Below are 26,379 nucleotides of genomic sequence, written 5' to 3'. Positions count from 1 at the left end.
TTAAAACAACTAACATCTTAATGGTAAATAAATAATTGATAGCACCTTCCCTCTTACAAAGAAATGGCAAGAGAAGATGTCAAGAATACATTACTATTGGTTGGAGTATTGCTCTTCAAAAAGATATCGTCTTTGCTATTTAATGTTCGTGCTTCCAATCGAAACATAATGTTATTGGCTACCAAATAATCAAAATTTGCAGAGAAACCATAGGTTTTAAAACCATTTGGCGTTCCCGTTGCAATGATTACACCATTTTTATCCTGATAATATTCTCCTCTAGCGGCCAACTGAATTTTGTCTGTTGGTTTGTATTGAACGATTACTGATGGATTGTACCAAACATCGTAATCGCTACTTCCTTTTGCGGATTGCTGCGCTCCAATATCAAAACCAGCAACTAGACTTGTTTTTTCGGTCACTTTAAATGTCCCGAAAAAATCGTTGAAATAACGCCATTTTTTATCGACATCAGGTTGTTCATTTCCAATGTAAGTACTCCAATTTAATGAAAGACTTGCCGATGGTTTAAAAGTCACTTGAGTTCCAAAAGCAGGCGTTTGATTCCCATCAATTTTTTGAATACGTTGCCAACCATTCAAATACATTGCTGCCAAATACCATTTCTCCGATTTCGAAGTGTAGCCTATTTTTACACCCGCTTCATAATAAGGCGTATTATCAGCACCCAAACTTCGGGTCAAAGTCATACAATCTTTCCCAATCGCACTTTCAAATCCAATATGCGAAGGCATAACTCCCGCATCAATCCAAAGATTGTGCTCTTTAGAAATTTTCACGCCTACATTCGCTTCAAACACATTTTTCAATAAGTCCTGCTCGGCCGCCATATTGTATTGAGCATAAGTTCCCGCCATTAGGGCAAAATTCGCGCGAACATTCTCTTTCGAATAATTCACTTTGGCGATTCCTAAATTCAAATTCACCTCATTTGACCTATTATGATTGTAAATAAATCCCGATTTGGTATGATTCTCAGGTTTCCCAAAATCATAACTATAATATCCTTCTATATAACCTGAAAAAGTAATGGGACTCTTTGATGCTTCTTGAGCATAAATTGTTGTAAAACCAAAAGCCAAAAAGGCTGCAACTAGTATTTTTTTCACTTTATTTAATTATTTATTATTAGGAGCTAATCCAGCTATTCACTGCAATCTTTAGTGCCAAACCCTGGCACTAAAGGATTTCCGTTGCTATCTGGGCTAGGGCATTTCGTATTTTAAGACGTTTTATTTTAATTTATCTAAGGCTACATTCAACTCTAAAACATTTACCGTTGAAGTTCCCATTACCGATGGTTTGTTGATGTTAGATTCCACCAAAGCTTTCACTTTATCCTCAGGTAATTTTCTAACTTGGGCAACTCTTTTCACTTGAATCAAAGCGCCTTCTGGTGAAATATTAGGGTCCAAACCGCTTCCAGAAGCCGTTACCAAATCTGATGGAATCTCCGCTTTTTTCAAATACGGATGCACGATTAAAAACGTGTCGATTCTTTTTTGTACCAAAGCCAGATACTCTGGGTTGCTTGGTCCTTTGTTGCTTCCCGCACTTCCTGCAGCATTATAATCTACTGCTGATGGTCGTCCCCAAAAATAGTTGGCTTTGTCAAATTTTTGACCAATTTTTTGATACCCTATTACTTTTCCATTAACAGAAATAGTTTCTCCTTTTCCTTTATTGGGAGCAAATTGTGCAATGCCATAAATAGCCAATGGATAAATTACAGCGAATAAAATTACCATTAATACGGTGAATTTTAGTATTGAAAATATATTTTTCATTTTTGTTTTTATTTTTTTTAACCTGACAAGTTTCTAAAACTTGTCAGGATTGATTTTACATAAATAATGCAACCACCAAATCGATGGCTTTAATTCCAATAAAAGGCACAATTATCCCGCCCAAACCATAAATCAACAGGTTTCTTCTTAAGATAGCTGCTGCACCAATTGGTTTGTAATCCACTCCTCTTAAAGCTAGCGGAATCAAAATCGGAATGATAATCGCATTGAAAATTACAGCAGATAAAATAGCACTTTCAGGGCTGTGCAATTGCATAATATTCAACCCTTGCAAGGCAGGAATTGCTGTGATAAATAATGCAGGAACGATAGCAAAATATTTAGCTACGTCATTCGCAATAGAGAAAGTAGTAAGCGTTCCTCTGGTCATCAATAGTTGTTTTCCAATTTCAATGATTTCGATTAACTTGGTTGGGTCATTGTCTAAATCCACCATATTACCCGCTTCTTTAGCAGCTTGAGTTCCGCTGTTCATCGCTACACCAACATTGGCTTGAGCCAAAGCAGGCGCATCATTGGTACCATCACCCATCATTGCTACTAGCTTGCCTTGTTCTTGCTCATTTTTGATATAATTCATTTTATCCTCAGGCTTGGCCTCGGCAATAAAATCATCTACACCCGCAGCTTCTGCAATAAATTTGGCAGTTAATGGATTATCTCCTGTCACCATCACGGTTTTTACACCCATTTTTCTCAAACGCTCAAAACGTTCTTTCATTCCCGTTTTGATAATATCTTGCAACTCAATTACCCCTTGAACAGCGTTATTTTTAATAACTACCAAGGGCGTTCCTCCATTAGAAGAAATCGAAATAACCGTTTGGGCAATATCTTCTGGAAAAACATTTCCAGCTTGCTGAACGATATTTTTGGCCGCATCTTGAGCACCTTTTCTGATGTTGGTTCCGTCTTTTAAAACTACGCCACTGGTTCTTGTCTCGGCAGTAAATTTGATTAAAGTAGCCCCTTCAATAGATAATTTTTGCGCAACTTCATTTCCAGCTAATTCAACAATACTCTTCCCTTCTGGAGTATCATCTGCCAAAGAACTCAAAACAGCCGATTGAATAAATTCGTCTTGCGATACTCCTTTTGCAGGATAAAAATTCGTTGCTTTTCTGTTCCCAATAGTAATGGTTCCTGTTTTATCCAAAAGCAATACATCAATATCTCCCGCAGTTTCTACCGCTTTACCAGATTTGGTAATCACATTGGCACGCAACGCTCTATCCATACCCGCAATTCCAATAGCAGAAAGTAATCCACCAATAGTCGTTGGAATCAAACAAACGAAAAGCGAAATGAAAGCTGCAATGGTAATTGGTGCATTAGCATAATCTGCGAAAGGTTTCAAAGTCACACAAACAATCACGAAGATTAAAGTAAATGCTGCCAAAAGAATGGTCAAAGCAATTTCGTTTGGTGTTTTCTGACGGCTTGCTCCTTCCACCAAAGCAATCATTTTGTCCAAGAAACTTTCTCCAGGTTCTGAAGTTACGATTACTTTAATTTTATCAGACAATACTTTTGTTCCTCCAGTTACCGATGATTTGTCACCACCTGCTTCACGAATCACGGGAGCACTTTCTCCGGTAATGGCACTTTCATCAATGGTTGCCAATCCTTCGATAATTTCACCATCCGTAGCGATGACATCACCTGCTTCGCAGACAAATACATCTCCTTTTTTCAAAGCTGATGAACTTACATTTCTGATTGCTCCATTTTCTAAAAGTTGACGAGCAGGAGTTTCTTCACGTGTTTTTCTCAAACTATCGGCTTGAGCTTTTCCTCTGGCTTCGGCAATAGCTTCGGCAAAATTGGCGAACAAAAGTGTTGTAAATAAAATCAAGAATACTATGAGATTGTATGCAAAACTACCTTGATTGGATGCGCCAAATAAAATGGCAATACACACAACAAACATAATAGCGGTACCAATTTCAACGGTAAACATTACCGGATTTCTGAACATTGTTTTTGGATTAAGCTTTACAAAAGACTGCACTAGTGCTTCTTTTACTTGCTTACTTTCAAACAATGATTTGGAATTATTTTTAGTCATTTTTAAAACGAGTTAAATGTTTAAATGTTATTCGATTATGGTTAGTGGTCATCGTTTATTTACTTCTAACCTCTAACTTCTAACCTCTAACTTTTTCTATTTTAATGTAAAATATTCTGCCAATGGTCCTAAAGCCAATGCTGGGAAAAAAGATAAGGCTGCAATAATCGCGATTACGGCAAAAATCATCACACCAAAAATGGTAGTATCTGTTTTTAAAGTTCCCGCGCTTTCTGGAATGTATTTTTTATTAGCCAATAATCCTGCGATAGCCAAAGGTCCAATTATAGGAAGGAAACGACTTAGCAACAACACTATTCCTGTAGAAATATTCCAAAACGGATTATTATCTCCTAACCCTTCAAAACCAGAACCGTTATTAGCTGCACTCGAAGTGTATTCGTATAACATTTCAGAAAATCCGTGATGACCCGGATTATTCAACCAGCCTGTGGCATTTCCACTAAACCAATAGCCCATTGCTGTATCATTGGCTGCAAAATAAGTAGCCAAAGCCGTGCCTGCTAAGATTAATAAAGGATGAAGTATCGCAATAAAAGCAGCGATTTTTACCTCTCTTGCTTCGATTTTCTTTCCTAAGAATTCAGGAGTTCGACCTACCATTAATCCAGAAATGAAAACCGCCAAAATTATAAAGATGTAAAAATTCAACCATCCTACTCCACAACCGCCATAAAAAGCATTGACCATCATAGCCAATAATTGCATCGCCCCAGAAGCAGGCATAGTGCTATCGTGCATTCCGTTAACAGAACCTGTAGAAATTACGGTCGTAGCAATTTCCCAAAAACTAGTAATGACAGTCCCAAAACGTACTTCCTTTCCTTCCATAGCGCCTGTTGCCTGGGCAATTCCCATCTTTTCGATAGCTGGATTTCCATTAATTTCGCTTATCATTGTTGGAATAACGAGTAGTAAGAAACCTACTGTCATCACTCCAAAAACGATATAAGAGAATTTTCTTTTATTTAGGAAAAAACCTAAAGCAAAAATCATTGCAAACGGAATGATTAACTGCGCCCACAATTCAACCGCATTGGTCAAATACGTAGGATTTTCTAATGGATGAGCCGAATTCGCTCCAAAAAAACCACCACCATTTGTACCAATATGTTTGATACCAATAAATGCCGCAGCTGGACCACGAGAAACTTCAACAGTATCTCCTTGTAAATTCATTATTTTATCTTTTCCTTCAAATGTCATTGGTGTTCCGCTAAAAGCAAGAACAATAGCTACAATAGCAGCTAGAGGCAATAAAACTCGAGTACAACTTTTGATGAAAAAATTGTAAAAGTTCCCTAGTTTATCTGTGCTTTTCTCTCTCATAGCTACAAAAACCATAGCCGCAGCTGCCATTCCTGTACCTGCAGAGACAAATTGTAAGAACATTAAAAATAATTGTCCCAAATAAGAAAGCCCTGTCTCACCAGAATAGTGTTGCAGATTACAATTCACAACAAATGAAATGGCGGTATTAAAGGCCAAATCGGGCGACATAGATGGGTTTCCGTCTGGATTTAATGGTAAACTACCTTGGAAGAGTAGCACAAAAAAACAAAGGAAAAACCAAACCATATTCAAGCTCAAAAGCGCTTTTAAATGTTGCTTCCAGTTCATTTCTTCTGTAGCATTGATGCCACTGATTTTGAAAATAAAGTTTTCAATGGGATTAAAAATGGCATCTAGTAGGGTTTTATCTCCCAAATACACTTTGGCTATATACCTTCCAACAGGAATAGCCAAAACGATAGAGAGGATAAAAATACTGATGACGCCAAAAAATTCTGTGTTCATATTTTGTTGATTAGAAATTAAATAAATTTTTAGCTTTTATATAAAAACTACAAGCACAATAAAAGCTAAAGTCCAAGCCAAAATTGCTATTGCTAATGGTCTGTTATTAGATTTTGTCTTTTTCATTTTTAAAATTTTTCAGGTTTAATTAGTACATAAACCAAATAACCGAATACGGCAAGTGCGACAATAAATAGTGCTGACATAATTTTAGATTTTTTCAAAAAATTCTACGGATTTAAAACAAATCGCAAAGAGCAAAGCGCCTAAAGCGAGTAAAAGAATAGTGGTTATCATTTTATTAAAATTTAGATTAGATTTAAACTCCTGAAGTATTGATTTGTTTAACGTATTCCGCTTTTAACAATGGTGGGAAAAAGTTTGATATACTGCAATGACGCAGTTCCATAAACTGAGAAATAGAAAATACATAGACATTTGTAATGGCATTTTGGGTTTCTTTCGTTCCTGAAACAAAAAGAGATTCTGCCACAGAAAGGCATTTTTTAGCCCTGGTAATATTTCCTAAAATGATAGCCGTTTTGGTAATCGCTGCGAAACGTTCGGCTTGTTTGTATACATTGGTAATCTGATTTTTCATAACAATGATTTTTATGTTGTGCTGTGCTTATGCCAAAAGTTGTTCCGAAAAAACACCAAACACTCTAAAACATTGTTAACAAAAGGATTGCGAAAAATACCTTGTAATAGGGCATAAAAAAAGCCTATCAAAATGATAAGCTTTTATTGAAATGATAGGATTTTATGCTAGTTACTGTACTAAATAAGGGCAATTTTACAGCTTGTATTCTTCAATTTTTCGGTACAAAGTGGCAATTCCAATTTCGAGTAATCTTGCTGCCTCTGCTTTGTTGCCTTTGGTGTAAGCTAATACTTTTTGAATATGCCCTTTCTCGATGGTTTGCATTGCCAAAGCCGAAGCACTTTTATTAGAATGTTCTTGCTGATGCTGAATCTCATAAGGTAAAACGTCTTGCGTCAAGGTATCGCCATTGACCAAAATCACCGAACGCTCAATCACGTTTTTCAATTCGCGAATATTTCCAGGCCATTGGTATTCCTCTAATTTTTGGATAAAATCGGCACCAATATGTAGCTTTTTCTTGTTGGTTTTTTCAGCAAACTGTGCCACAAAAAAGGAGGTTAAAACGGCAATGTCTTTTACTCTCTCTCGCAAAGGTGGAAGGTGAATTTCAAAAATATTCAATCGAAAATACAAATCGGAGCGAAAATGATGCGCTTCACTTTCTTGTTTCAAATCGCGATTAGTGGCCGCAATCAACCTGAAATTCGATTTTCTTGGAGTAGTGTCTCCCAAAGGAATGTATTCATTGGTTTCTAAAACCCGCAATAATTTGGCTTGCAATTCTAGTGGCATTTCGCCTATTTCGTCTAAAAATAGCGTTCCACCATTGGCTTCTTCAATAAATCCCTTTTTGTCTTTTAGTGCGCCAGTAAAAGCCCCTTGTTTGTGGCCGAACAACTCACTTTCTAAAATTTCTTTACCAAAAGTGCTACAATTCAAAGCTACAAAGGATTTACCTACGCGCTTGCTATTTTCGTGAATGGCTTGCGCAAAAACTTCTTTACCTGTTCCCGTTTCACCAGTTAACAAAACGGTAGAATCGGTTTGAGCTACTTTCTTAGCCAAATCGACAACTTGTTCTAAAGCTTTGGATTTTCCAATAATCGATTCAAAAGAAAATTGTGCACCAATGCGCTGTTCCAATTGTTGCACTTTTTTCTGTAACTCCACTTTTTCTAGCGCTTTGTACAATAGCGGAATAATTTTGTCATTGTCATCGCCTTTGACAATATAATCAAAAGCACCGTTTTTCATCGCTTGTACGCCATCGGCAATATTGCCATAAGCGGTTAACAAAATAACTTCGACTAACGGGTCTGCTTTTTTTAATTGAGGAACAAAATCGACTCCGCTCCCATCGGGTAATTTGACATCACACAGCACCACATCGATTGCATTTTGCTCTACTTTTTTCAAACCAGATTTTAAATCTCCAGCTTCCAGAACGTCAAAATTTTCAGCTTTTATGATGCGAGCGAGTAAACCACGTAGTTTTTCTTCGTCGTCTATGATTAGAATTTTTTTCAAAATAGGTAGTGAATTAAAAAAGCAAAATTACTGTATTTACTTTCGTCTCGTATCGATAATCGCTACAATTTTCCATTGGCCATTGTCTTTATACAACGTAAAAACATTGACACCCGAATGGCTTTTTTTCCCATTTACATAGAATTCATAAGGTGTCCAATCAATAGCCATAGCGCCATCAATATGAATCGTATGACCTAACAAGCGCTCTTCAAACTGCATTGTCGCAGGGATTGAAGCAATGGATTTATAAAATTTTGATGCCGTGTCTGTAGAAAATTGGCTGCCTTTCGCATTCTCTGCTATTGATTGCAAGCCCATTTTATCCGAACACACTTTTTGAATCGCAATAGAATCTCTAGAATGAAATCCCTTGAAAAAAGTCTCAATTGTTTGTTGTACTTCCAAATTTTGAGCTTGGGTAGTCATTCCGGACAACACCAACATTCCTAAAATAATTTTTCTCATACTAATTTTATTTATAACGTTTTAAATCTCCTAATACTGATTTTAAGAGATGAAGATTAAAGAGCAGTAAAATAAGAAAATAAAAAAGGATTTAAGAAATCTACATCCTTTTAAATAAAGACAGCTTACAAGAAAAAATATAAAAACAATATCGTACTGCTAAACCTTTACAATTTTATTACTTTTGCACCCTAAAATTAAACATAAAGGTATGTCAGTAGCCAAAAAAGATTACAAAAGAATTACGACCAAATCCTTAATAGAGATGAAAGCCAATGGCGAAAAAATCTCAATGCTTACGGCTTATGATTACACTATGGCCAAAATAGTAGATACTGCGGGTATCGATGTTATTTTAGTGGGGGATTCAGCTTCCAATGTGATGGCAGGTCACGAAACTACTTTGCCTATTACGTTAGACCAAATGATTTATCACGCTTCTTCTGTTGTTAGAGCGGTAGAAAGAGCTTTGGTAGTTGTTGATTTACCATTTGGTAGCTACCAATCCGACCCAAAAGAAGCGCTGCGTTCTTCTATCCGAATTATGAAAGAAAGTGGCGGACACGCTGTAAAATTAGAAGGAGGTAAAGAAATAAAAGAATCGATTAAAAAAATATTAAATGCAGGTATTCCAGTAATGGGACACTTGGGCTTAACTCCACAATCCATCTATAAATTTGGAACGTATACGGTAAGAGCCAAAGAAGAAGCTGAAGCTGAAAAACTAATCGAAGATGCTCAAATGCTTGAAAAATTAGGTTGTTTTGCTTTGGTACTTGAAAAAATACCTGCACATTTAGCCGAAAAAGTAGCCAAAACTATTTCGATTCCTGTTATCGGAATTGGTGCTGGTGGTGGCGTTGACGGGCAAGTTTTGGTAATTCACGATATGTTGGGAATGAACAACGAATTCAGTCCACGATTCTTACGTCGTTATTTGAATTTGTATGAGCAAATGACCACAGCTATTAGTAGCTATGTAAGCGATGTAAAATCGCAAGATTTCCCTAACGCTAACGAACAGTACTAAGTCCAAATGAAAGTTATCTCTACCAAAAACAATCTTCAAGTCCTTCACGAAGACAATCATTTGATTGTAGTGAACAAACGAGTGGGCGATTTGGTACAAGGAGATAAAACAGGCGATAAACCGCTTTCGGAAGTAGTCAAAGAATACCTTAAAGAAAAATACAACAAACCCGGAGAAGTTTTTCTGGGCATTGTACATCGTTTAGACAGACCCACTACAGGAATCGTAGTTTTTGCTAGAACCAGCAAAGCTTTGACCCGAATGAATGAACTGTTTAGCAACCGAGAAACTAAAAAAACCTATTGGGCTGTGGTTAAAAACAAACCCGAAAAATCGCAAGCCCAATTGGTTCATTACCTCAAAAGAAACGAGAAAAACAACACTTCAAAAGCACATAGTAAAGAAGTTCCTGATAGTAAATTGGCGAGTTTGGATTATTCCATTATCAAAGAACTTACGAACTATTTTGCTTTAGAAATCAATCTACACACTGGTAGACATCATCAAATTAGAGCACAATTAGCTGCAATTGGTTGCCCCATCAAAGGTGATTTGAAATATGGTTTTGACCGAAGCAATCCTGATGGCGGTATTCATTTACACGCGAGAAAATTGGTCTTTGTGCATCCCGTTTCAAAAGAATCCTTATCAATTACAGCACCCGTTCCAGACGATGTCATTTGGAAAGCGATTTGATTTTTGTAAAAAAAATTCTTTTTTAAGTTTTTAAAAATTAACTTGCAGTACCTAATTTCATCACTGTAGAAATGAATTACAAAACAAGTTTAGCTTTTAGAAAAGAAACATTAGTAAAACTTCTCAATGCCATTGTCTTACTAGAAGACGAAATCGTACAAGCTTTGTATGATGATTTCAAAAAACCCGCTTTTGAAGCCGTTTTGACTGAAACCAATTATGTCATTACAGAACTAAAAGACACTATAAAGAATCTAAATCGATGGGCTAAACCAGAAAGGGTATGGCCTTCTATATTAAATTTTCCTTCCACTGATTATATTTTAAGAGAACCTTACGGAAAAGTATTAATTATTGCTCCTTGGAACTATCCTTTTCAATTGGCACTTTGTCCATTGGTATCCGCTGTGGCCGCAGGAAATCAGGTGGTTTTAAAACCATCAGAGCTAACGCCAAATACTGCAGCAGTTATTAAAAAAATAATTGAAAAAGTTTTTCACGTAAGTCACGTCAAAGTTGAAAACGGTGGTGTTGAAGTAGCTCAAAAATTACTATCGCAACGCTGGGATTATATCTTTTTCACTGGTAGTGTTCCTGTAGGTAAAGTGGTAGCCAAAGCCGCAGCAGAACATTTGACTCCAGTAACTTTAGAATTAGGCGGAAAAAATCCTTGCATCATTGATGAAACAGCTAATTTAAAACTAGCCGCTAAGCGAATTGTTTGGGGAAAATTCATCAATGCGGGACAAACTTGTATTGCTCCAGATTATATCCTGATACAAAAGGATATGAAAGACCATTTTGTTGATTTTATGAAAATAGAATTACAAAAAGCCTACGGAGAAGACCCACAAAAATCTCCTGATTTTGCTCGAATTGTGAATGAGAAAAACTGGCTCCGATTGGTCAATATGATTGACCAACAAAAAGTGCTTATAGGCGGAGAATCCAAAATAGATGACTGCTATATCGCTCCTACTCTTATTGAAGAAACTTCATTAGATAGCTTGGTAATGCAAGAAGAAATTTTTGGCCCTTTACTACCTCTACTTACTTATGATGACCCAAATGAACTTGAGGCAATAATAGCTCGTTATGAAAAACCTCTCGCTTTATATGTATTTACGGAAGATAGAGCTTTTGGAAAAGAAATTATGAAACAGTACTCTTTTGGTGGCGGATGCATCAATGATACAGTAGTGCATTTTTCTAATCAAAGACTGCCTTTTGGCGGTGTAGGTCATAGTGGTATTGGGGCGTATCACGGACGATTAAGCTTTGATGTTTTTTCACATAAAAAAGGAATTGTAAAAAAAGCCAATTGGCTAGATTTACCTATGCGATATGCGCCATACAAAGACAAATTACAATCTATAAAAAAACTATTACAATGGCTGTAGAAAAAACAGTAAGTGAGGCAATTCACTACCGAAGATCAGTTCGCGTTTTTAAAAATGAAGCTATTGATGAAGAAAAAGTAAAACAATGTTTAGGTCTAGCAACCTTAGCTGCAACTAGCAGTAATATGCAACTTTGGGAATTTTATCATATTGTAGATTCCGATAAAATTCAAAAAATAGCCAAAGCTAGTTTTGACCAAAATGGGGCAAAAACGGCCAACCAATTAGTGATTGTTGTGGCACGTAAAGATTTATGGCGAAAAAGAAAAGAAGCCAATATTACCTTTTTAAAATCACAATTCGGTGACAAAAAGGAATCAGAGTATAGCAAAAGAGAAAAATTTGCCTTGAATTATTATCAAAAAATTATTCCAACGATTTACACTGATTTTTGGGGGATTTTTGGTAGAATGAAATACCTAGCTTTTCACTGTATGGGCTGGTTTCAACCAATTTATAGACAAGCAAGACAAAGCGATATGCGAATAGTTGCTCACAAAAGCGCTGCTTTGGCTGCTCAAAATTTTATGATTAGTATGGCTGCCATAAATTATGACACTTGTCCTATGGAAGGATTTGATTCCTTAAGAGTAAAACAAATTATTGGTTTACCCAACAGCAGTGAAATCAATATGATTATAGGCTGTGGCATTCGTGATGAAAACGGAATATATGGCGAACGCTTTAGAGTACCATTTGAACAAGTCTATTTTAAACTATAACTAACCTACAAAAACATAACATATGCTTACCCAAAAACCAACTGAAACCAACAATTACAACAATAGTTTAGATTTCGAATCTGTATTGAATCATTCTTTTGCCAATTATAAAAAAATTGCTTTATATGCTGGATTGGCGCTTTTCGTGTTTACCTTTTTCTTTATTATCTTTTTAAGTGCTTCAGCAATAAGTTTTTTTGGTGCTGAAAACATCAATGAAAGATCTATAGAAAACTTCCAGAAGTTATTACTTACTAAACCTTATATTTGGTACTACACTGGATTTTCAATCCTTACTTCATGTCTTTTGAGCCCATTCACGGCAGGTTTTTACAAAATGGCCGATGCTGCCGAAAAAGACATGTCTTTTGGCGTTTCTCATTTATTTTCAGTGTATACCTCTTCTCAATTTATACCTGTATTTTCCGTGACTTTTCTTATCGGATTAGCTACTAATGGTTTGAGTCTTGTTTTTGACGAAATCGGACTTTCAATTATTGGGCTTATTTTGACTATAATCATCAGTTTTGCCACCCTTTTGACTATCCCCTTAATTGTTTTAGGCAATTGCTCAACAATTGAATCGATAAAAACGAGTACAGCTATTGTTATGAAACAACCTATTGTCATTTTGATGCTCATAATTGTAGCAATTCTTGGCGCTTTGTTGGGTCTTTTTGCTTTCTGTATTGGAATGTTTTTTACTTATCCTTTCGTTATTTCAGTAGTATATACCATCTATAATCAGGCAACTTCCTCAGAAAAAACAGAATAAGTATTAAAAAAAAATATTCTTTTACACATTTTTAACTATTTTAGTAAATATATATGGCATAATATCCTATTTTTAGCATCCTTTTTTTAGGCATAAATAAAGTACCACAACCCCAAAACCAGAATGATAGCATTGTATACCAACACTTTATATACTATCATACAGAAACTAACCCTCAAAAGTTGGTCTTTAGTTCTGTGGAGTAGGGATTTAAAATCTTTATTGGGTAACGTAAGTAATAAAGATTTACAACCTTTTCTATTTATTTTTGTATTGGTTTTACTTTTATGTATCTACCAATCTTATAAGAAGATAAAAACTAATAGAGACTTACGCGGTAAGGCCTTATTAAAGTCAGAATATCGCTTGTATTTACTCCTTTTTGGCACATTTATTATCGCCTTAGAGTTACTATTTGATTTTTTTCAAGTTAGGCCAAAAAGTTTGCTTTTTCAAAATACACTTGTAGCAATTCTAATTGTAACAACTTATTTTTTAGCTGAAAAATCAACTTACTTCTTCAATAATATCAAAAATATTTTTGCTGGTACTTATATAATGTATTTTATATATGTTACTTTCAACGTTATTGAACAGCAAACCGATTTTATTCCAAAAGTTGCTTTTACAATAATGCTCTTTTTATCTTTTGATATTTTAAAAAAATCAAAACTCTACGTTTATTTTGTTGGATTGACAATAGTGCTATTAAGTCTATTAACCCTTTTAGAAGTAATCCCAAAAATCGTAGGAATAAATCTATCGATTAATGCTTTAATAGCTATAACAGTTAATTACATCAGAAAAAAGATAGATGATACGCTATCAAAAGAAAGTAATTTCATCAAAGAAATCATCAATAAGGGAAACTCGCTTACGATTGCTTGCAATTATCATGGTGAAATAGTTTATTGTAGCGAAACTATTGCTTCAATTTTAGGCTATACCCATGAAGAAGTTATGGGATACGAATTTTGGAGATTAACAGAAGATCCAGATTTTATTGGACTCCCCTATCATGATGTATTTGTTGACGGTCAGGTTTACATACGAAAACTGAAATGTAAAGATGGTTCCTATAAATTTATTCAATGGACAGATAAAAAATTTACTGATAATGTAATAGTAGGTATAGGACAAGATGTAACCGAACAAAGAAATTTAAACAACAAATACGAAGACATTATTCAAAATGCTAATGATTTAATATTTGAGACGAATCCGAGAGGAAACTTTACTTTCATCAATGACTTTTCTGTAAAAACACTTCAATACAAAGAAAATGAACTTTTAGGTAAGAATTTCATCTCCATTATTAGAGATGATTATTATGAAGAAATCAAAACATTATTCATTCGAAACACAGAATTCCCGCTAGTTGAATTCCCAATCAATACAAAGTTTGATGAGAGTATTTGGATTTCATTAAAAGTAATTGTTAGAAAAGACGAAAACGGAAAAATTATTGGGTATTCGGGAATTGGTCGTGACATTACAAAAAACAAACTAAGTGAACAGATAAACTTCAAGAGACAAGAAAAGATAGAATTATATAATACAACCATCAAAAACCTATTCACAGTCAATTTTAGGGATTTTGAGTATATCAATTCTATTATAAACCTAATCATAGAAAACGCAGCAACTGTATCAAATTGTAACCGCGTTAGTTATTGGAAATATCGCGAAAAAACAATTATTTGCGAATGCATTTACTATCTAGATTCCAACTCCTTTGGAAAAAAAATTATTCTAAAAAAAGATAACTACCCCATTCATACCCAAAAAATTAAGCAAGGAATTCAATTGTACAAAAACAATGTCAATGATGATGTGCAATCAAATGAATTCTACGAATCCTATTACAGCATATATGATATAAAATCATCTATTGACACTCCAATTTTACTCAATGGAGAATTACTTGGTGTCCTTTCGTTTGAAACCACACACGAACAACGCAATTGGGATCAAGAGGATTTGACATTTGCCAGAACCATTGCAGATATTCTCTCTCTTGCCATAGCAACGCAAAAACAATTTGAAGCTGAAAAAAAATTACAAAAGAAAAGTGATTTACTTGCAGAAATGGCCCTATGCACTGAGAAGTTCTTATTAAGCAAAAGTCTCAACGAAATGTTCACGGATACTTTTGAAATTATGGGTAATGCCACACAAGTTGACCATTTATTCTATTATGAAAAAGACCAAAACACTAAACTAATCAGACAAAAATACAAATGGTCAAAAAAAGGAATCCCATTACAAATCACCAAATTACAAGATTTTAATGAAGAACATTTAAGTGAAATAATTATAAAAGCCAAAAAGAAAAAATTACTTAAAACAAAAACCAGCAAACTCAAAAACACTTTTTTCAAAAGACTACTAGTAGCAAATGAAATCAAATCTATTTTAATTGTTCCTATTTATTACAATGATGAATTTAGCGGATTCATCGGAATGGACGATTGTACTTATGAAAGAAACTGGTCCAAAGAAGAGAGTTTTATTCTAAAAACTTTGGCTAGTAATATTTCATATGCCTTAGAACGCGATAAAAACGAAAAACTAATATACAAAAGCGAAGAAAAATTCAAACTTATCGCTAACAACATTCCTGGAACTGTATATCTCTCTAAATTTGATGAATTTGCAACCAAAGTTTACCTCAATGACTCTATAGAAACCTTGACTGGATATTCAAAACTAGATTTTTTAGAGCAAAAAATCTCCTTAATGGATTTACTTCATCCAGAAGACAAAGAACTTGTAATTGAGCATCAAAACAGAAAATTCAATGAAGGTAAACCCTATCATGACCGCTATCGCATCAAGAAAAAATCAAATGACTATATTTGGATAGAGGAGTTTAGTGACGCTATTAGAAAAGAAAACACCATAGAATATATTGGTGGAATTTTATTTGATATTACCAATCAAATTGAAACAGAAGCCATACTCAAAGAAAAAGAATTGGCCGAAGCCGCAAACAAAGCCAAATCGGATTTCTTGGCCAATATGAGTCACGAGATTAGAACTCCATTAAATGGGATAATAGGGTTCACCGATTTACTAATGAAAACCCATCTTAATCGCACACAAGAAAAATACATGACGACGATTAATCAATCGGCACTTTCATTATTAGACATCATCAACGACATTTTAGATTTTTCAAAAATTGAGGCAGGTAAACTTGACCTTTTCATTGAAAAACAAGAATTAATAGAAATTCTAAATCAAACTATAGACCTCATTTTCTACGAATCGAGTCAAAAAAAATTAGATTTATTTTTGAAAATTGCTCCAGAAGTACCCAAATTCGTTTGGGTTGATGCCGTTCGATTAAAACAAATATTAATTAATCTTTTAGCCAATGCCGTAAAGTTTACCGAAAAAGGAAGTATCACGCTAGAAGTTCATGTAATCGCCAAAAATAATGAGGCACAACAAACCCTTCGTTTTGCAATTATCGATACCGGTATTGGAATTTTAGAAAAAAACAAGAAAAAAATATTCTATGCCTTCTCTCAGGAAGACAGTTCTACTTCCAAAAAATTCGGAGGAACAGGCCTTGGGCTCACCATCTCCAATCAATTATTAAGCTTGATGAATAGCAAACTCCGACTTGAAAGCCAAATCAACAAAGGAAGTACGTTTTACTTCGACATAGATTTAGAAACTTCAAACGAAACTACCGCAGCAGAAATTGAGCACAATACCAAAACGATTCAACTCAACACAATTGCTTCAAACAAAGTCAAACACGAGTTTCCCAATCTCAAAATAATGATTGTAGAAGACAACAAAATCAATATGTTGTTGCTTAAAACAATCATCAAAAATCTTTTCCTTGATGTAGAAATCTTTGAATTCTTAAATGGAAAAGAAGCCATCGAACAATTTGAATTCCTAAAACCAACTCTTGTATTCATGGATATTCAAATGCCGATAATGAATGGATACGAAACAAGCAAAGCAATAAGAAATCTTTCAAACGGTATGAATATCCCCATTATTGCAATAACTGCAGGAACCGAGAAAGAAGAGCGTAAAAAATGCTTAAAAATGGGAATGAATGACTACATCCCAAAACCTATAATAAAAGGAGTTATTGAAGAAGTAATTTTAAAATGGATTGCTAAAAATTAACTAACTTTATTCCTAACAACATAAAAATCAATACGCTATGAAATGGCAAGGAAGAAGACAAAGCGATAATATGGAAGACCGCCGAGGGATGTCTACTGGAGGAAAATCGCTCGTTGGCGGAGGTATCATCGGAATTATCATTTTACTCATCAATGTTTTTGGTGGCGAAAACGCACAAATGATAACGCCTGTTTTAGAACAATTCAACAACCAATCACAAAGTGCCCCGACAGAACAAAGAGATTTAACGCCAAGCGAAATTGAAGAAAGCAAACTTGTAAACGCTATATTGGTTGATAACGAGGATATTTGGAACAAGATTTTCCAAGAAAACAATCTTCCTTTCGAACCAGCAAAATTGGTACTCTTTAGCGGAGAAGTAGCAACCGCTTGTGGTGGAGCCAGCTCAGCCTCGGGACCTTTTTATTGTCCAGGTGATAAAAAAATCTATATAGACATGTCATTTTTCGAGGAATTGAGAACGAAATTTGGTGCTCAAGGTGGCGACTTTGCTATCGCTTATGTAATTGGTCATGAATACGGACACCACATTCAGAATCTATTGGGGACTTCAACTAAAATGCGTCAACTCCAGCAAGGAAAAAGCGAAGCCGAAGCCAATAAACTCTCCGTCGCCCTAGAACTCCAAGCCGATTTCTATGCGGGTCTTTGGACACATTATGACGATAAACAAAAAAGCATATTAGAACCCGGTGATATAGAAGAAGCACTAAGTGCCGCAAATGCGGTAGGTGATGATGCCATCCAAAAGAAAATGCAAGGGCAAGTCGTACCTGATTCCTTTACTCACGGCACCTCAGAGCAGCGAATGTATTGGTTTCAAAAAGGATTTCAATCCGGCGATATCAAACAAGGCAATACCTTCAATTACATACAGTAACTACTAAAAACGAAAGAGCTATTTATCCTCAATAAGTAGCTTTTTTTTTGAAGCGGCATCAATAGGCATTCTTGTAAAGAGGGTACCCGCTCTCCGTTGTAATCTTTGCTGCCGAACCCCGGCAACAAAGGATTTCCTCTGCTATCGGGGCTAAAAGGAAACAATTTGGCTAATCAGTAATCATTCAAAAAATTACCCCAACCACCCTTCTCTATCCAAACTACGGTATTGTATCGCTTCAGCTATATGCGAAGACATTACGTTGGGAGACGCTTCAAGGTCAGCAATAGTTCTAGAAACTTTCAAAATTCTATCATAAGCTCTAGCCGAGAGATTCAAACGCTCCATAGCCGTTTTCAACAACTCCTTTGAAGTAGCATCCAAAGCACAAAACTCCCGAATATGCTTCGTGTTCATTTGAGCATTGTAATGAATATTTTCTAACGATGCAAAACGTTGACTTTGCAATTCTCTTGCAGCAGTAACTCGTTGTCTAATATCCACACTACTCTCAGCTTTTCTGTCATCCGACAATTTTTCAAAAGGAACAGGAGTTACTTCAATATGAATATCTATTCTATCCAAAAGCGGTCCCGAAATTTTACTTAAATAGCGTTGCATTTCGTGTGGAGAAGACGTTTGAGGAGCACTCGGGTCATTAAAAAATCCACTTGGACTTGGATTCATACTCGCTACTAACATAAATGAGGAAGGATAAGTCACTGTAAACTTTGCTCTAGAAATCGTTACTTCCCTATCTTCCAACGGCTGACGCATCACTTCCAAAACATCCCTTTTAAACTCGGGCAATTCATCCAAGAACAACACGCCATTGTGCGCCAACGAAATTTCACCAGGCTGAGGATAACTCCCTCCACCTACCAAAGCCACATTCGAAATAGTGTGATGCGGACTCCTAAAAGGCCTTTGATTCATTAGTCCCACTTCTTTCAATTTGCCTGCAACACTATGAATTTTAGTGGTTTCAAGTGCTTCTCTGAGTGTCATTGGAGGTAAAATACTAGGCAAGCGTTTCGCCAGCATTGTTTTTCCCGCACCTGGAGGTCCAATCAAAATAATATTATGTCCACCAGCAGCAGCGATTTCCATACAACGCTTAATACTTTCTTGCCCTTTCACATCCGAAAAATCAAATTCAGGAAAATCTAAGGTTTTATAAAATTCTGCTCTTGTATCAATTCTAGTGGGTTCAAGAGTTCCTTTTCCTTCCAAAAAGTCAATAACTTCTTGTACATTTTCGACGCCATACACATCCAATCCTGCAACTATAGCAGCTTCTTTTACATTTTGCTTTGGCAGAAAAAAACCTTTAAAACCCTCTTCTTTGGCTTTTATAGCAATGGGTAAAGCACCTTTAATGGGCTGTAAACTTCCATCCAAAGATAATTCACCCATAATGACATATTCGTCCAAAACAGCAGTAGAAATCTGTGAGGAAGCTACTAAAATACCCACCGCCAAAGTCAAATCGTAAGCAGAACCTTCTTTTCGTAAATCGGCCGGAGCCATATTAATCGTAATCTTTTTTCCGGGCAAGGCATACCCGTTATTTTTGAGTGCTGCCGCAATGCGATAACTACTTTCTTTAATCGCATTATCTGGCAAACCTACCAAATGATAGCCAACACCATTATCAATATTAACCTCTACAGTGATAGTTGTAGCTTCGACTCCAAAAACGGCACTTCCAAAAACTTTAACGAGCATATAAATAATCTTTTTGAATAAAAATAAAATAAAAATAGACACTATAACAGTAATCAACTTGTTAAATTTAAAAAGTATTCTCAAAAACTTAAAATAATAAGTCGTAAAAAAATAAAAATTTAGCAAAAAATAGTATTCAGCTATAAAACAGACGTTAAAATTTAAATAGCTCTTCCAAGTGTTATTAATTTTAGTAATTTTAAAAAAATTAACTAACCCATTATGAAAAAACTTATAATCCTACTCTTTTTTGGTGTTTTTATAGCGAAAACACAAGCACAAGAGTACTTTCCGAATAACGAAAGTATTCCAAACAAAAACAATTATTACACTGCTTTTACCAACGCAAAAATCTATGTTACCCCTACTCAAATCATTGAAAAAGGAACTTTACTCATTCAAAATGGTAAAGTAGTAGCATCAGGAAACTCAGTTGCTATCCCCAAAAACGCAATGATAATTGATGCCGAAGGAAAATCAATTTACCCTTCCTTCATCGATATGTATACTAGTTTTGGTGCTGAAAAACCAAAAAGAGCAGCATCTGGCGAAAGAGGTTCTTCTTATGACACCAAACGTGCAGGCTATTATTGGAATGAAAACATTCGCTCAGAAATCAATGCTTACGAAACTTTCGCTTACGACGAAACCAAAGCTGAAGAATTATTAAAAGCCGGATTTGGTGTTGTAGGCACTCATATTCAAGATGGAATTGCCAGAGGAACTGGAGCCATAGTTGCTTTGAATAACAGCGATAAAACCAATCGAATTTTGAGCAACAAAGCCAGCCAACACTTTGGTTTTACTCGTAGTGTAACTACCAATCAGTCCTACCCTTCTTCTTTGATGGGAATGATGGCTTTGCTTCGCCAAATGTATCACGACAAAGAATGGTATAAAAATGGAAATGCAACAAACAAAGATTTATCCTTAGAAGCGTTGATTGCTAACGAAAAATTAGTTCAAATTTTTACAGCAGAAGACAAATTGAATAGTTTAAGAGCCTCAAAAATTGCAAAAGAATTTGGCTTAAATTATATCCTCAAAGGTGCTGGAAACGAATTTGAACGCATTCAAGAAATCAAAAAAACGAATGCTAGTTTTATCATCCCGATTAACTTCCCGGAAGCTTACGATGTTTCAAATCCGTTCAATGCGAACCAAATGGAGTTGGCTGACTTACGTTTTTGGAATCAAGCACCTAGCAACTTAAAAGTACTATCTGAAAACGGAATTACTTTCGCATTAACTACAGACAAATTAAAAAAGATAGAGGACTTTAGAGGAAATTTATTAAAAGCCATTCAATTTGGTTTTGACCCGACCAAAGCGTTAGAAGCCTTAACTACTACTCCAGCTGCTTTACTTGGAAAAAGCAATGAAATTGGAAGCTTAAAAACAGGAAGTTATGCCAACTTCATCATTACTTCAGGAGCCATTTTTGACGAAAAAACCATCGTTTTCGAAAACTGGGTACAAGGCAATAAGTATGTAATTAACGATTGGACTGTAAAAGATATTCGTGGAGAGTACGATTTGACCGTAAGTAATGAAACCTATAAGTTAAAAATTGAAGGAGAAGTTGCCAAACCAAAATCGGATATTACAACCGCTGATAAAAAGAAAGTAAAATCGAATTTGACTTTTGCAAATCAATGGGTAACGTTATTAATCAAATCTAATGACGATGTAAAAACCAATTTTTCAAGACTAAATGGCTTGGTAGACACTACCGAAAATTTATCTGGAAAAGCCATTTTAAACAATGGTTCAGAAGTGACTTGGTATGCCAAAAAAACTGCGCCATTTAAGATTGTAAAAGACTCAACCGCCGTTGAAAAACCATTCGCGGTTCAGCCTGTTACTTATCCAAACATTGCATACGGAAATACTGAAATCCCAAAAGCACAAACGCTATTGTTTAAAAATGCAACGGTTTGGACCAACGAAAAAGAAGGAATTCTAGAACAAACCGACGTATTGGTTAAAAACGGTAAAATTGCTGCCATCGGAAAAAATCTTTCAGATGGTGGAGCTACCATCATTGATGCCAAAGGAAAACACTTAACTAGCGGTATCATTGACGAACACTCTCACATTGCTATTTCAAACGGTGTGAATGAAGGTGGACATAACTCGAGTGCTGAAGTAACTATCGAAGACGCAGTTAACTCCGAAGACATTAATATTTACAGAGATTTAGCGGGAGGTGTTACTACATCACAATTACTTCACGGTTCAGCTAACCCAATCGGTGGTCGCTCGGCTATCGTAAAATGGAAATGGGGAATGGAACCAGAAGAATTGTTATACAAAAACCAACCAAAATTCATCAAATTTGCCTTGGGTGAAAACGTAAAACAATCCAACTGGGGTAACGCGAATCCAACACGTTTTCCTCAAACTCGTATGGGAGTAGAACAAGTATTTACGGATTATTTCCAAAGAGCCAAAGAATACGACTTAGCTTGGAAAAAATTCAATGCAAGCGGCAAAAAAGACAAAGCAAAAGCACCAAGAACCGATTTGGAATTACAGACTTTAGCAGAAATTTTGAACAACAAACGATTCATCACTTGTCATTCTTATGTACAATCAGAAATCTTGATGTTGATGAATGTGGCAGACAAAATGGGCTTTAAAGTTAACACCTATACCCACATTCTTGAAGGATACAAAGTGGCTGACAAAATGAAAGAACACGGTGTTGGAGCCTCAACTTTCTCTGACTGGTGGGCTTATAAATTCGAAGTAAACGATGCTATTCCACAAAACGGTCCGATTATGCATAACCACGGATTAGTAGTAGCCTACAATTCAGATGATGCCGAAATGTCAAGAAGATTGAATCAAGAAGCTGCAAAAGCAGTTAAATATGGTAACATTTCGGAGGAAGAAGCTTGGAAATTTGTGACTTTAAATCCAGCAAAATTATTACACATAGACGACAAAGTAGGAAGTATTAAAGTAGGTAAAGATGCCGATGTAGTACTTTGGAACAACAATCCTTTGTCTATTTATGCCAAAGCAGAAAAAACGTTAATCGAAGGTGTAGTATATTTTGACAGCCAAGTAGATGAAGCCAAAAGAGCTGCAAATGCTAAAGAAAGAGCTCAATTGATTGGTCAGTTATTGTTAGAAAAAAACAAAGGAATGGCCACACAAGCTCCTAAAAAATCAATCAAACCAGAGTACGAATGCGATACAATGGAAGAATTGTAATCCAATCTAGTATGCACTACGAACACCAAATTTTAAAAAAGATGAACATAAAAATAGCACTTTTATTGGCCACTCTAGGTTTTTCGACACTTAGTCAAGCCCAACAAATACCTGCGCCACCACAATCTCAATCGATACTTATCCTTAATGCCACAGCACATTTAGGAACAGGTGAAGTAATAGAAAACGCAGCCATTGGTTTTAAAAACGGAAAAATTACTTTGGTAGCCAATGCACAACAAATAAAATTAGCCAAAGATGCGTACAATACAACAATAGATGCGACCGGAAAACACGTATATCCAGGATTTATTGTACCCAATTCAACTTTAGGATTGGTAGAAATTGACGCCGTAAAATCTTCGGATGATGAGGAAGAAATTGGAACTTTTAACCCCAACGTTAGAAGTATTGTGGCCTACACTGCCGATTCGAAAGTAATTGAAACCGTTCGTCCTAACGGAATTTTAATGGCTCAAATCACACCAAGAGGAGGACGAATCTCTGGTAGTTCTTCTATCGTACAATTAGATGCTTGGCACTGGAAAGAAGCACTAATAAAAGAGAATGATGGCATCCATATTAATCTTCCAGCTACTTTTAGAAGAGGGGGCTGGTGGGCGGAACCAGGTTCTATCGAGCCAAATAAAGAGTACAACAAACAACTTCAAGAATTAGATGCTTTTTTCAAAAGTGCGAAAGCTTATTTGGGCGGTACCTCAGACAGCAGAAATTTAGTTACTGAAGCTACCAAAGGCTTATTTGACGGAACTCAAACCTTGTTCATTCACGCTGATGAAGAAAAACAAATAACAGATGGTATTCAATTAGCTCTTGAGAATGGAATTAAAAAAATGGTGATTGTGGGCGGATTCGAAGCTTATAAAGTAGCGCCACTTTTGCTTAAAAACAATATTAGTGTACTTTTAAGAAGAATTCACGATATGCCTACCAACGAAGACCAAGATATCGATTTACCTTATAAAATGGCCAAAATATTAACTGATAAAGGAATTCTGGTTGGTCTAGAAAATAGCGGAAGTAAAGAAAGAATGAGTTCAAGAAACCTTCCCTTTTTGGCAGGAACTTGTGTAGCTTATGGCTTAGAAAAAGAAAAAGCGTTACAATTAATCACCTTGAATACCGCTAAGATATTAGGAATTGACCAACAATGTGGTTCATTAGAAGAAGGAAAGGACGCTACACTTTTCATCTCAGAAGGCGATGCTTTAGACATGAGAACTAACAAACTAACCCATGCCTTTATTCAAGGGAGAATGATTAGTTTGGCGACGCATCAAACAAAACTTAGCGATAAATACAAAGCAAAATACAATCAAAAATAAACACTATGGGACTATTCAATGCCATTTTAGGAAACGCCTCAGAAGTAACTATCGAAAGTGCTTCTAAAGAGTTTGAACCAATATTAATTGAAGGCGAAGTAATCGAAAAAGCCTTCCGATTAATAAAAGATATGTTTGTTTTTACCAACAAAAGATTAATACTAGTCGAAAAACAATTAGTGGGTTCCAAAGTAGATTACTTATCCATTCCCTACAAAAACATCAAAAAATTCTCAAAAGAGAGTGCTGGGATACTTGATTTGGATGCCGATTTAAAAATTTGGCTGAATAATGACAATGAACCCATATCAAAACAATTTGGAAAAGGTGGTAATAACATCAATGAAGTATATCGTATTTTGAGTAAACACACTCTATAATATACTGTAAAAAACAAAATTAAGTAAGGGAGGTTTCTATTTAGATTCCTCCTTTTTTTATGGGAGTAAATCAAGCTAAAATTAAATTACGAATTGACTAAGTTGATGAATTTTACATTCATTCAAAAAAATAACGATTAACAAAATGTAAAATAATCAATAAAAAATTGACACTACCCTCAAAATACAAGGGGGTAAAATATCAATTTAGTAAAAATTAATTTTTATTTATGATTTTTTATAGGGGTTACAAATGATTTTATATTTTTAACCCATAATTAACAAAAAAACTATAAACTATGCGAAAGATTATTTTGAGTGTGATACTAATCACAATTTTGGTATTATCCGTTTTTTCAATTTATTTTCAAAGTGAAGCAACTGCATTAGGAGCACATGTTGTAGCTTTAAAACTAGACACAGGCGATACAGCTTGGATGATTGTTGCATCAGCCTTAGTATTAATCATGACACCAGGACTAGGTTTCTTCTATGGAGGTATGGTTGGAAAAAAGAATGTAATTAGTACAATGCTACAAAGTTTTATGGCAATGGTAATTGTCACTGTTTTATGGGTATTAGTTGGTTTCGGATTATGCTTTGGACCTTCTGTAGGTGGTATAATTGGTGACCCATCAAGCAACTTTATGTTTAACGGAGTAAATTCAACCACTGCATGGGAACTTGCGCCAACAATTCCATTTATTTTATTTGCTTTCTTTCAAGCTAAATTTGCAATTATTACACCTGCATTAATTACGGGAGCTTTTGCAGAGCGTGTTCGTTTCTGGGCTTACTTATTATTCATGGTTTTATTCATTTTATTCATATACGCTCCTTTATGTCATATGACTTGGCATCCTGATGGTTTATTCTTCGGATGGGGAGTATTAGACTTTGCTGGAGGAACTGTAGTTCACATGAGTGCTGGTTGGGCTGCTTTGGCTGGAGCAATGTTCTTAGGCAAAAGAAAAGTACAAAAAGTTAACCCTGCTCGTATTACTTATGTATTATTAGGAACTGGTTTATTATGGTTCGGATGGTTCGGGTTCAATGCAGGTTCTGCTGTTGGAGCTAGCGGTTTAGCTGCTCAAGCTTTAGGAACAACAACTGTAGCTGCTGCTGCTGCTGCAATGGCTTGGGTTTTCTTAGACAAAATATTAGGACATAAATTATCAGCAATGGGTGCTTGTATTGGTGCAGTTGTAGGATTAGTTGCTATCACACCAGCAGCTGGATTCGTAACTATTCCTAGCGCTATTGCAATTGGTATCATTGCTAGTATCGTGAGTAACTTTGTATGCAGCAAATTCCCTAAAGGAAAAATTGATGATGCTTTGGATGTATTTGCTTGTCACGGTGTAGGTGGTATGGTAGGAATGCTTTTAACTGGTGTTTTTGCTTCAAAATCTGTGAACTCAATTGTTGGTGACAACCAAGGATTAATCTACGGTGACGCTACCCTATTCTTAATCCAATTGAAAGCTTTAGTATTGGTTTCTATCTTTGCTTTTGCTGCTTCTTATGCTTTATTCTTTATTGTAAACAAAATCACTCCTTTGCGTGTAAGTGAAGATAAAGAAGAATTAGGATTAGATATTACTCAACACGGAGAATACCTATAAAAAATACCCGCCCCAAATTAAAAAAATGGCTGTTTCTTTTGAGACAGCCATTTTTTTATTCTCTGTGAAATGGCAAATATTT

Annotated in this window: 20 protein-coding genes; 11 read left to right on the top strand and 9 right to left on the bottom strand. The window is 35.5% G+C overall.

Annotated features, from left to right (window positions below; translation table 11 throughout):
* Positions 1-53: 53 nt before the first annotated feature.
* From ACSVH9_RS03085 to ACSVH9_RS03050, 8 genes are all read right to left on the bottom strand, one after another.
* Positions 54-1,130, bottom strand: coding sequence for a porin (locus tag ACSVH9_RS03085; protein ID WP_438062430.1), 1,077 nt, complete (start codon positions 1,128-1,130; stop codon positions 54-56).
* Positions 1,131-1,253: 123 nt separating this feature from the next.
* Positions 1,254-1,808, bottom strand: a complete 555-nt coding sequence (locus ACSVH9_RS03080) for a K(+)-transporting ATPase subunit C (protein ID WP_438062429.1) — start codon at positions 1,806-1,808, stop codon at positions 1,254-1,256.
* A gap of 55 nt (positions 1,809-1,863) precedes the next feature.
* Complete coding sequence (kdpB, locus tag ACSVH9_RS03075; protein WP_438062428.1) at positions 1,864-3,897, bottom strand: potassium-transporting ATPase subunit KdpB; 2,034 nt, start codon at positions 3,895-3,897, stop codon at positions 1,864-1,866.
* A 96-nt stretch (positions 3,898-3,993) separates the two neighbouring features.
* Positions 3,994-5,715: a potassium-transporting ATPase subunit KdpA gene (kdpA, locus tag ACSVH9_RS03070; RefSeq protein ID WP_438062427.1), complete on the bottom strand. Its 1,722-nt coding sequence runs from the start codon at positions 5,713-5,715 to the stop codon at positions 3,994-3,996.
* A gap of 128 nt (positions 5,716-5,843) precedes the next feature.
* Positions 5,844-5,921 carry a K(+)-transporting ATPase subunit F gene (gene kdpF / locus ACSVH9_RS03065; protein ID WP_139225580.1) on the bottom strand — a complete coding sequence of 26 codons (78 nt, stop codon included), beginning with the start codon at positions 5,919-5,921 and terminating at the stop codon, positions 5,844-5,846.
* 113 nt (positions 5,922-6,034) lie between these two features.
* Entirely contained in the window at positions 6,035-6,316 is a 282-nt protein-coding gene (locus ACSVH9_RS03060) for a DUF7674 family protein (RefSeq protein WP_024982082.1), read from the bottom strand.
* A 195-nt stretch (positions 6,317-6,511) separates the two neighbouring features.
* The gene (locus ACSVH9_RS03055) at positions 6,512-7,852 is read right to left on the bottom strand and encodes a sigma-54-dependent transcriptional regulator (RefSeq protein ID WP_438062522.1); all 1,341 of its coding nucleotides are present in this window, start codon (positions 7,850-7,852) and stop codon (positions 6,512-6,514) included.
* Positions 7,853-7,885: 33 nt separating this feature from the next.
* Positions 7,886-8,317, bottom strand: a complete 432-nt coding sequence (locus ACSVH9_RS03050) for a nuclear transport factor 2 family protein (protein ID WP_438062426.1) — start codon at positions 8,315-8,317, stop codon at positions 7,886-7,888.
* A 211-nt stretch (positions 8,318-8,528) separates the two neighbouring features.
* On the opposite strand from ACSVH9_RS03050, the gene panB reads away from it, so the two are divergent.
* The 7 genes from panB (at position 8,529) to ypfJ (ending at position 17,996) form a co-directional block, all read left to right on the top strand.
* Positions 8,529-9,347 carry a 3-methyl-2-oxobutanoate hydroxymethyltransferase gene (panB, locus tag ACSVH9_RS03045; RefSeq protein ID WP_315146091.1) on the top strand — a complete coding sequence of 273 codons (819 nt, stop codon included), beginning with the start codon at positions 8,529-8,531 and terminating at the stop codon, positions 9,345-9,347.
* Between the two features lie 6 nt (positions 9,348-9,353).
* The gene (locus tag ACSVH9_RS03040) at positions 9,354-10,043 is read left to right on the top strand and encodes an RluA family pseudouridine synthase (protein WP_438062425.1); all 690 of its coding nucleotides are present in this window, start codon (positions 9,354-9,356) and stop codon (positions 10,041-10,043) included.
* A gap of 71 nt (positions 10,044-10,114) precedes the next feature.
* On the top strand, positions 10,115-11,443 hold the full coding sequence (locus ACSVH9_RS03035) for an aldehyde dehydrogenase (protein ID WP_438062424.1): 1,329 nt from the start codon (positions 10,115-10,117) through the stop codon (positions 11,441-11,443).
* Positions 11,434-12,165 (top strand): nitroreductase family protein, encoded by a 732-nt coding sequence (locus ACSVH9_RS03030; protein ID WP_438062423.1) that lies wholly within the window; start codon positions 11,434-11,436, stop codon positions 12,163-12,165. The genes ACSVH9_RS03035 and ACSVH9_RS03030 overlap by 10 nt, the downstream gene beginning before the upstream one ends.
* A gap of 22 nt (positions 12,166-12,187) precedes the next feature.
* Positions 12,188-12,940 (top strand): hypothetical protein, encoded by a 753-nt coding sequence (locus ACSVH9_RS03025; protein ID WP_438062422.1) that lies wholly within the window; start codon positions 12,188-12,190, stop codon positions 12,938-12,940.
* A gap of 123 nt (positions 12,941-13,063) precedes the next feature.
* Complete coding sequence (locus ACSVH9_RS03020; RefSeq protein WP_438062421.1) at positions 13,064-17,095, top strand: PAS domain S-box protein; 4,032 nt, start codon at positions 13,064-13,066, stop codon at positions 17,093-17,095.
* Positions 17,096-17,132: 37 nt separating this feature from the next.
* Entirely contained in the window at positions 17,133-17,996 is an 864-nt protein-coding gene (gene ypfJ, locus ACSVH9_RS03015) for a KPN_02809 family neutral zinc metallopeptidase (protein WP_438062420.1), read from the top strand.
* Positions 17,997-18,188: 192 nt separating this feature from the next.
* Here the strand turns inward: ypfJ and ACSVH9_RS03010 are convergent, their stop codons facing one another.
* On the bottom strand, positions 18,189-19,724 hold the full coding sequence (locus tag ACSVH9_RS03010) for a YifB family Mg chelatase-like AAA ATPase (protein WP_438062419.1): 1,536 nt from the start codon (positions 19,722-19,724) through the stop codon (positions 18,189-18,191).
* Positions 19,725-19,946: 222 nt separating this feature from the next.
* Here ACSVH9_RS03010 and ACSVH9_RS03005 point away from each other — a divergent pair, with 222 nt between their 5' ends.
* The 4 genes from ACSVH9_RS03005 (at position 19,947) to ACSVH9_RS02990 (ending at position 26,297) form a co-directional block, all read left to right on the top strand.
* The gene (locus tag ACSVH9_RS03005; RefSeq protein WP_438062418.1) at positions 19,947-22,946 is read left to right on the top strand and encodes an amidohydrolase family protein; all 3,000 of its coding nucleotides are present in this window, start codon (positions 19,947-19,949) and stop codon (positions 22,944-22,946) included.
* A 41-nt stretch (positions 22,947-22,987) separates the two neighbouring features.
* Entirely contained in the window at positions 22,988-24,292 is a 1,305-nt protein-coding gene (locus tag ACSVH9_RS03000) for an amidohydrolase family protein (RefSeq protein WP_438062417.1), read from the top strand.
* A 5-nt stretch (positions 24,293-24,297) separates the two neighbouring features.
* Positions 24,298-24,672, top strand: a complete 375-nt coding sequence (locus ACSVH9_RS02995; protein WP_315146064.1) for a PH domain-containing protein — start codon at positions 24,298-24,300, stop codon at positions 24,670-24,672.
* A 299-nt stretch (positions 24,673-24,971) separates the two neighbouring features.
* Complete coding sequence (locus ACSVH9_RS02990; RefSeq protein WP_159684076.1) at positions 24,972-26,297, top strand: ammonium transporter; 1,326 nt, start codon at positions 24,972-24,974, stop codon at positions 26,295-26,297.
* The last annotated feature ends 82 nt before the right edge of the window (positions 26,298-26,379 follow it).

The organism is Flavobacterium sp. RSSB_23, assembly GCF_051547145.1.
In the GTDB taxonomy this organism is placed as follows: domain Bacteria; phylum Bacteroidota; class Bacteroidia; order Flavobacteriales; family Flavobacteriaceae; genus Flavobacterium.
The sequence above is the reverse complement of the archived record's forward strand: the minus strand, read 5'-3'. Positions and strand labels throughout refer to the sequence as shown.

Coding starts and splice junctions, on each gene's coding strand:
- ACSVH9_RS03040 (WP_438062425.1), top strand. CDS start 9,354: ATGAAAGTTATCTCTACCAAAAACAATCTTCAAGTCCTTCACGAAGAC.
- ACSVH9_RS03025 (WP_438062422.1), top strand. CDS start 12,188: ATGCTTACCCAAAAACCAACTGAAACCAACAATTACAACAATAGTTTA.
- ypfJ (WP_438062420.1), top strand. CDS start 17,133: ATGAAATGGCAAGGAAGAAGACAAAGCGATAATATGGAAGACCGCCGA.
- ACSVH9_RS03020 (WP_438062421.1), top strand. CDS start 13,064: ATGATAGCATTGTATACCAACACTTTATATACTATCATACAGAAACTA.
- kdpB (WP_438062428.1), bottom strand. CDS start 3,897: ATGACTAAAAATAATTCCAAATCATTGTTTGAAAGTAAGCAAGTAAAA.
- ACSVH9_RS03030 (WP_438062423.1), top strand. CDS start 11,434: ATGGCTGTAGAAAAAACAGTAAGTGAGGCAATTCACTACCGAAGATCA.
- kdpA (WP_438062427.1), bottom strand. CDS start 5,715: ATGAACACAGAATTTTTTGGCGTCATCAGTATTTTTATCCTCTCTATC.
- ACSVH9_RS03080 (WP_438062429.1), bottom strand. CDS start 1,808: ATGAAAAATATATTTTCAATACTAAAATTCACCGTATTAATGGTAATT.
- kdpF (WP_139225580.1), bottom strand. CDS start 5,921: ATGTCAGCACTATTTATTGTCGCACTTGCCGTATTCGGTTATTTGGTT.
- ACSVH9_RS03000 (WP_438062417.1), top strand. CDS start 22,988: ATGAACATAAAAATAGCACTTTTATTGGCCACTCTAGGTTTTTCGACA.
- ACSVH9_RS02995 (WP_315146064.1), top strand. CDS start 24,298: ATGGGACTATTCAATGCCATTTTAGGAAACGCCTCAGAAGTAACTATC.
- ACSVH9_RS03050 (WP_438062426.1), bottom strand. CDS start 8,317: ATGAGAAAAATTATTTTAGGAATGTTGGTGTTGTCCGGAATGACTACC.
- ACSVH9_RS03010 (WP_438062419.1), bottom strand. CDS start 19,724: ATGCTCGTTAAAGTTTTTGGAAGTGCCGTTTTTGGAGTCGAAGCTACA.
- ACSVH9_RS03005 (WP_438062418.1), top strand. CDS start 19,947: ATGAAAAAACTTATAATCCTACTCTTTTTTGGTGTTTTTATAGCGAAA.
- ACSVH9_RS03035 (WP_438062424.1), top strand. CDS start 10,115: ATGAATTACAAAACAAGTTTAGCTTTTAGAAAAGAAACATTAGTAAAA.
- panB (WP_315146091.1), top strand. CDS start 8,529: ATGTCAGTAGCCAAAAAAGATTACAAAAGAATTACGACCAAATCCTTA.
- ACSVH9_RS02990 (WP_159684076.1), top strand. CDS start 24,972: ATGCGAAAGATTATTTTGAGTGTGATACTAATCACAATTTTGGTATTA.
- ACSVH9_RS03060 (WP_024982082.1), bottom strand. CDS start 6,316: ATGAAAAATCAGATTACCAATGTATACAAACAAGCCGAACGTTTCGCA.